Source organism: Streptomyces sp. NPDC058307, assembly GCF_042880295.1.
GTDB lineage: Bacteria > Actinomycetota > Actinomycetes > Streptomycetales > Streptomycetaceae > Streptomyces.
The window spans coordinates 1-6795 of sequence record NZ_JBHVYZ010000128.1 but is presented as its reverse complement, the minus strand read 5'-3'; the positions used below and the strand labels follow the sequence as shown (position 1 = coordinate 6795).

At 68.3% G+C, this 6795-nt stretch carries 8 protein-coding genes; 4 read left to right on the top strand and 4 right to left on the bottom strand.

Translation table 11 applies throughout. The annotated features are described in order from the left end of the window. Positions 1 to 325 precede the first annotated feature (325 nt). On the bottom strand, positions 326 to 967 hold the full coding sequence (locus tag ACFVYN_RS40775; protein WP_390007858.1) for a DNA-3-methyladenine glycosylase: 642 nt from the start codon (positions 965 to 967) through the stop codon (positions 326 to 328). Between the two features lie 141 nt (positions 968 to 1108). On the opposite strand from ACFVYN_RS40775, the gene ACFVYN_RS40770 reads away from it, so the two are divergent. The 3 genes from ACFVYN_RS40770 (at position 1109) to ACFVYN_RS40760 (ending at position 3132) form a co-directional block, all read left to right on the top strand. Beyond that, a complete protein-coding gene (locus ACFVYN_RS40770; protein ID WP_390007855.1) occupies positions 1109 to 1891 on the top strand; it encodes a sporulation protein in 783 nt (260 codons plus the stop codon). A gap of 43 nt (positions 1892 to 1934) precedes the next feature. Then, complete coding sequence (locus tag ACFVYN_RS40765; RefSeq protein ID WP_390007852.1) at positions 1935 to 2474, top strand: YbhB/YbcL family Raf kinase inhibitor-like protein; 540 nt, start codon at positions 1935 to 1937, stop codon at positions 2472 to 2474. 151 nt (positions 2475 to 2625) lie between these two features. Then, positions 2626 to 3132 (top strand): HNH endonuclease, encoded by a 507-nt coding sequence (locus tag ACFVYN_RS40760; RefSeq protein ID WP_390007851.1) that lies wholly within the window; start codon positions 2626 to 2628, stop codon positions 3130 to 3132. 158 nt (positions 3133 to 3290) lie between these two features. Here ACFVYN_RS40760 and ACFVYN_RS40755 read toward each other — a convergent pair whose 3' ends face one another. From ACFVYN_RS40755 to ACFVYN_RS40745, 3 genes are all read right to left on the bottom strand, one after another. After that, on the bottom strand, positions 3291 to 4229 hold the full coding sequence (locus ACFVYN_RS40755) for an SPFH domain-containing protein (protein WP_390007849.1): 939 nt from the start codon (positions 4227 to 4229) through the stop codon (positions 3291 to 3293). Positions 4230 to 4359: 130 nt separating this feature from the next. Continuing rightward, complete coding sequence (locus ACFVYN_RS40750; protein ID WP_390007847.1) at positions 4360 to 4791, bottom strand: NfeD family protein; 432 nt, start codon at positions 4789 to 4791, stop codon at positions 4360 to 4362. 94 nt (positions 4792 to 4885) lie between these two features. Continuing rightward, a complete protein-coding gene (locus ACFVYN_RS40745; RefSeq protein WP_390007845.1) occupies positions 4886 to 5683 on the bottom strand; it encodes an ABC transporter ATP-binding protein in 798 nt (265 codons plus the stop codon). Positions 5684 to 5823: 140 nt separating this feature from the next. Here ACFVYN_RS40745 and ACFVYN_RS40740 point away from each other — a divergent pair, with 140 nt between their 5' ends. After that, positions 5824 to 6612 carry a hypothetical protein gene (locus ACFVYN_RS40740; protein ID WP_390007843.1) on the top strand — a complete coding sequence of 263 codons (789 nt, stop codon included), beginning with the start codon at positions 5824 to 5826 and terminating at the stop codon, positions 6610 to 6612. The last annotated feature ends 183 nt before the right edge of the window (positions 6613 to 6795 follow it).

Genomic DNA, 6795 nt, shown 5'->3' with positions numbered 1-6795 from the left:
TTCTCAAGGAACGGACGCTTCCTTTGTACTCACCCTCTCGGGCTTTCCTCCGGGCGCTTCCCTTCGGTCTTGCGTTTCCGACTCTATCAGATCCTTTCGGGCCTGATTCCCTGTCGGCGGGGCCTTTCGACATTCACTACGTTAGCCGATTCCCTCGGCAACTCATAATCGAGTCTCGCGAGTTCGAATTCGGGCGCGCGGGCACGCCGAAATCGCCCCCGCTGAAGGGATGTCGTAGGTAGTGGTTTGGCCGCTCTCGGCTGCTGGCGATCGCCGTAACCGGTACAAGCGGCTCGGGCCACGTTACGCATCTTCCAAGAGCGAGTCAACTTGAGCGCCGCCTCGGGACGTGGGCGCGATAGGGGCTCACCGTCGGGTCGTCGGCGATCCAGAACCGCCAGGGGTGCACGCCTCCTTCACCGGCCACCCCGGTCCGCGGACCGTTGAGTACCTGGTCGGAGGGGGCCGGGGTGCCGGTGAGTATCCTCAGCGGGCTCTCGCCCGGGTCGCACGCGTCGGTGCCGTTCAAGGCCCGGTCCACGCCAAGGGCTGTGGCCAGGCGGGCCGGTCCTTTGGCCAGTTCCTTGCCATTTCGGGCCGAGAGTCGACGTTTGCGCGCCAGTTCGGCGCCTTCGAGGACCTCTCCGGCACGGAGCAGGACAGCGCTCGCGCGGCCTTCCGGTCCGCACACCAGGTTCATGCAGAACCACATGCCGTAGGTGAAGTAGACGTACACATGCCCCGGCGGACCGAACATCACGTCGTTGCGGGCCGTGCGGCCGCGATAGGCGTGGGAGCCGGGGTCGTTCGGACCGTCGTAGGCCTCGACCTCCGTGAGGCGCACCGCGATCGGACCGTCCGGGGTCGTACGGACGAGGGTGCGGCCGAGGAGGTCGGGGGCGACTTCCAGGACAGGGCGGTCGAAGAACTCTCGTGGCAGTGGCGTACGGTCCGGGGACGTGATCATGGCGTACGAGCGTAGTCCAGACGGGTGTGTGCCAAGGGGTGGTCAAGGGTTCGTCCGCTTGCCAGGGTGAGGGCGCGGAACCGACCACGGCCGGATCGCGTTTGTAGGGATCAGGAATCCGCGCGTTCTAAGAGGAGAGACATGGCGTTCAAGAAGCTGCTCGCGAGCCTGGGGGCCGGTGGGGCTTCGGTGGAGACGGTGCTGACCGAGGTCAACGTCGTCCCCGGTGGTGTCGTCCAGGGCGAGGTGCGGATCCAGGGTGGGTCCGTCGACCAGGAGATCGAGGGGCTGTCGGTCGGGCTCCAGGCCAAGGTCGAGGTCGAGAGCGGCGACCAGGAGTACAAGCAGGACGTCGAGTTCACGAAGGTCTCGCTCGGCGGTGCCTTCACGCTTCAGCCGAACGCGGTGCACACGGTTCCGTTCGGTCTGGACATCCCCTGGGAGACGCCGATCACGGTGATCGACGGGCAGCCGCTGCGCGGCATGAACGTCGGGGTGACCACCGAGCTGGCGATCGCGCGTGCCGTGGACTCCGGTGACCTGGACCCGATCAGCGTGCACCCGCTGCCCGCGCAGAAGGCGATCCTGGACGCGTTCGTCCAGCTGGGCTTCCGCTTCAAGAACGCGGACCTCGAGCGCGGTCACATCCGTGGGACGCGGCAGCGGCTGCCGTTCTACCAGGAGATCGAGTTCTTCCCGCCGCAGCAGTACCGCGGGCTCAACCAGGTCGAGTTGAGCTTCGTCGCGGACGGCAACGCCATGGACGTCGTGCTGGAGATGGACAAGAAGCCGGGGCTGTTCAGCGAGGGCAGTGACACCTTCCGGTCCTTCCAGGTGGGGCTGCACGACTACCACAGCACCGACTGGGCCGGGTACCTCAACCAGTGGCTGTCCGAGGTCGGCAGCAAGCGCAGCTGGTTCTAGGCTCGGAGCTGCTGATTCCGGTAATCGATCAGGAGGTACCGAGGTGACCGAGCTCAAACGGCGTCCGCTCCCCCATGACTTCCATCCGCCCGTGCCGTCGTTCACGGTGACGAGCGAGGACGTGCAGGAGGGCGGCACGCTCAAGGACGCTCAGGTCCACGCGGCCGGCAACACCTCTCCGCAGCTGCGTTGGGAGGGCTTCCCGCCGGAGACCAAGAGCTTCGCCGTGACCTGCTACGACCCTGACGCCCCTACGGGCAGCGGGTTCTGGCACTGGGTCGTGTTCGACATTCCGGCCTCGGTGACCGAGCTGCCGGTCGGTGCGGGCAGCGGCAAGTTCGAAGGACTGCCGGAGGGTGCCGTACAGGCGCGGAACGACTACGGGTCGAAGGACTTCGGTGGGGCCGCTCCGCCGGCCGGGGACGGGCCGCACCGGTACGTCTTCACCGTGTACGCCGTGGACCAGGAGAAGCTCGGGCCGGATTCCGCTGCCTCGCCGGCCTTTGTGGGCTTCAACCTGCGTTTTCACACGATCGCCCGCGCTCAGTTGATCGGTGAGTACGAGGTGCCCGCCGAAGACTGACGTTCATAGGGCGTTTGCCCGCCTCTGGTCTTGGAATTGATCAGAGGCGGGCACTTTTTATTGCGTTGTCCATCTCGGCGTGCCCGGCCAGAGTTGATCCAAGCCCAGGCCCGCCAGGGGGTGGGACGGTGCACATGGGAGGTGGGCTGACATGCGGGACACGCTGGTACTGAACGCGAGCTTCGAGCCGCTGTCGACGGTGACGTTGAACCGAGCCGTCGTTCTGGTGCTTCAGGACAAGGCCGTCGTCGAGCAGTCCCACCCCGAACTGCGCATGCGCGGAGCCGCGGTCGACATACCGGCGCCCCGGGTGATCAGGCTGTGCAGGTATGTGCGGGTGCCCTTCCGAAGACAAGCCCCGTGGTCCCGGCGGGGTGTTCTGGTGCGTGACCGGCACAGGTGCGCGTACTGCGGGCGGCGGGCGACGACCGTGGACCACGTGGTGCCTCGGTCCCAGGGTGGTCAGGACACCTGGCTGAACACGGTGGCTTCCTGCGCGGAGGACAACCACCGCAAGGCGAACCGGACTCCGGCGGAGGCGGGGATGCCGTTGCTGCGGGAGCCGTTCGAGCCGACTCCGGCTGACGCGATGCTGTTGTCGCTGGGGCAGGAGGACTTCTCGGCGCTGCCGGAGTGGCTGGCGCGGGAGGCCGCCTGAGCGTTCGCCGGCATCGGTTTGTCGGCGGCTGCGGGTTCGTTGGGGCTTGTCGCGCCCCGCGGCGGAGCCGCATGTCGGTACAGCCCCGCGCCCCTGAGTACGTTGGGGCCCGCCTTCGTTGGGAAGGCGGGCCCCTTTGTCGTACTGGAATCCCTGGGTCAGTCGATCTTCGGGTTCTCCCGGCGTTCCGAGCCGCCGTTGCCTCCGCTGGAACCGCCGCCGAAGTTGCCGAAGTTGCCCATGGCTCCGGACAGGCCCTTGAGTGCGTCGCCGATTTCGCTGGGGACGATCCAGAGCTTGTTGGCGTCGCCTTCGGCGATCTTCGGGAGCATCTGGAGGTACTGGTAGGAGAGGAGCTTCTGGTCCGGGTCTCCGGCGTGGATCGCCTCGAAGACCGTACGGACCGCCTGGGCTTCGCCCTCCGCGCGCAGGGCAGCCGCCTTGGCCTCACCCTCGGCGCGCAGGATCTGGGACTGCTTCTCACCCTCGGCGGTGAGGATCGCTGCCTGGCGCGTACCTTCGGCGGTGAGGATCGCGGCGCGCTTGTCACGGTCGGCGCGCATCTGCTTCTCCATCGAGTCCTGGATGGAGGTGGGGGGCTCGATGGCCTTCAGTTCCACGCGGTTGACGCGGATGCCCCACTTGCCGGTGGCCTCGTCGAGAACGCCGCGCAGGGCCGCGTTGATCTCCTCGCGGGAGGTCAGGGTCCGCTCCAGGTCCATGCCGCCGATGATGTTGCGCAGCGTGGTGACGGTGAGCTGCTCGATCGCCTGGATGTAGCTGGCGACCTCGTAGGTCGCGGCCCGGGCGTCGGTCACCTGGTAGTAGATGACCGTGTCGATGTTGACGACCAGGTTGTCCTGGGTGATCACCGGCTGCGGCGGGAACGGTACGACCTGTTCACGCAGGTCGATGCGGTTGCGGATGGTGTCGATGAACGGGACGACGATGTTGAGTCCCGCGTTGAGTGTCCGCGTGTAGCGGCCGAACCGCTCCACGATCGCGGCACTCGCCTGCGGGATGACCTGGATCGTCTTGATCAGGGCGATGAAGACCAACACCACCAGGATGATCAAGACGATGATGACCGGTTCCATCGTGCTCCCCGTGCCCTTCTCTGCCTCGGCGTTCTCGGAAGATCTTATGGCTGTTGAAGATCTTGCTGGTCGAGTGTGTCAGACCGTCGTACAACTCGTGGTGCGTTCCGTTCAGTTGCATCCTGCGAGGTCACATGACGATCGCCGTGGCTCCCTCGATGTCCACGACATCCACTTCCTGGCCTACTTCGAAGGCGCGGCCGGTGTCGAGAGAGCGGGCCGACCAGATCTCTCCGGCGAGCTTGATCCGGCCACCCGCGCTGTCGACGCGCTCCAGGACGACGGCCTGCTTGCCCTTCAACGCGTCGATGCCGGTGGCGAGTTGGGGCCGCTGGGAGCGGTGCCGGGTCGCGATGGGCCGTACGACGGCGATGAGGGCGACCGAGACGACGGCGAAGACGAGCACCTGGACGACGATGTCACCGCCGAGTCCGGCCGCGACCGAGGCGGCTACGGCGCCCACCGCGAGCATGCCGAACTCCGGCATCGCGGTCACCACGAGCGGGATTCCGAGCGCAGCCGCGCCGACGAGCCACCACACCCATGCGTTGATGTCGTTCACGTGGTCATGGTAGGTCCGCGGGTACCGCCGCGGACAGGGCGCAATGGAGCGGGAACTGGCTTCTTACCCTTGTTTTTGCGGGGACTTCACGTGATCACGACAGCGGAAGGCCCTGCGCGGTCCAGCGTTCGCCGACCTGCTCGACGACGAGGGGGAGGCCGAAGCACATGGAGAGGTTGCGGGAGGTGAGTTCGAGCTCCAGGGGTCCTGCGGCGAGCACCTTGCCCTGGCGGATCATGAGGACGTGGGTGAAGCCGGGGGCGATCTCCTCGACGTGGTGCGTGACCATGAGCATCGAGGGGGCGATCGGGTCGCGGGCGAGCCGGCCGAGACGGCGGACCAGGTCCTCGCGGCCACCGAGGTCGAGACCGGCGGCGGGCTCGTCGAGGAGGAGGAGCTCGGGGTCGGTCATCAGGGCGCGGGCGATGAGGGTGCGCTTGCGCTCGCCCTCGGAGAGGGTGCCGAACTTCCGGTCCAGGTAGTCGGTCATGCCGAGGCGGTCGAGGAAGGCGCGGGCGCGCTGCTCGTCGATGTCCTCGTACTCCTCCTGCCAGCCGGCGGTCATGCCGTACGCCGCCGTCAGCACGGTCTCCAGGACGGTCTGGCGCTTGGGGAGCTTGTCGGCCATGGCGATGCCGGCCATGCCGATGCGGGGGCGCAGTTCGAAGACGTCGGTGCCGGGCCTGCCGAGGGTCTCGCCGAGGATGGTGGCGGTGCCCTTGCTGGGGTAGAGATAGCTGGAGGCGAGGTTCAGGAGCGTGGTCTTGCCGGCGCCGTTGGGGCCGAGGATGACCCAGCGCTCGCCCTCCTTGACCGACCAGTTGACCTGGTCCACCAGAGCCCGGTCCTCACGGACCACGGATACGTCCTGAAGCTCCAGAACATCGCTCATGAGCGCGTTGTCTCCCCTTGCAGTGTGACCGGTGTCGACGTCTCGGCTGGCGCGTGCGCGCTTTGGGCGCAGCCCTCGATGAAATCTACGCCACCGGTCGGCTGCCCCCGTTCAGTGGTCCGGTCCTTAGGCTGGGGGCCATGCTCTCGGAACCGCGCTCTGGACGCCTTGCCGCTTGGGGAAACGGCCTTTTGGCCGGACTTGTCTCGCCGGACGACGCCGTACTGGCGATCGTCGGTGACGATGCCGTGCACCGGGTGGAGGGGCTGCCGGGTGAGACGGCGGCCGTCGGTCTCACCCTGGCGCTCGGGCGGCTGCGGTCGCTCGGGGTCACCGGCCTGCGGGTCGCGCTGCCCGCGCCCGGGCATCCGCTGGGGCTGAGCGGGCCGCCGGAGTTCAACGCGCGGGCGTTGGAGGCGGAGGAGGCGGTGGTCTGTCACGGCGCCGCGCTGGGCCTGGTGCCGGAGGTGTACGAGGCGGGGCCCGCGGGCGATGTGCATGTCGAGGTGGTGTGGCATGTGCTGCCGGTGCGGGAGGCTCCGCCGGCGGACGTTCCCTCGCTGGGCGAGGCCGAGCGGGAGCTCGCGGAGGCCTTGCGGGACGCGACGGAGGTGCTCTCGCGGCTGGATGTGGCCGGGTCGGGGCCGGTGGCGGAGGCGGCGCTGGGGGCGTACCGGGCTCGGGCCGAGCGGGGGCGGGAGGTGCTGGCGCCGGGATATCCGCCTCGGGCGGTGCGGGTGCTGGAGCTTGCTCAGCGGGTGGGGTTGCTGGTGTCGCTGGCCGAGGAGAACGGGCCCGGGGGTGCGGTGAGCTCCGCCGAGATGCGGGCTCGGGGGGAGGCGTTGCGTCCGGTGGAGCGGACGGGGCGGCGGGCGCAGGTGGCCGCGTACAACGCCTATGTGGAGGAGCTGGAGCGGGGGGTGCGGTAGGTCGCGCCCACGGGTGTGCCTCGCCTCCTGCCGCAGTTGGCACTCGCCCGGTGGCTGGCCTCAGGCAACGGAGCTCACGCAAGGGAACTCACGCGAAGACCCCGCAGGTCACCGGGTGACGTGCGGGGCCCGGGCGTCGCCCGGGGCCCAGGGCCCCCGGGCGCCCAATGACAGCGGGCACGG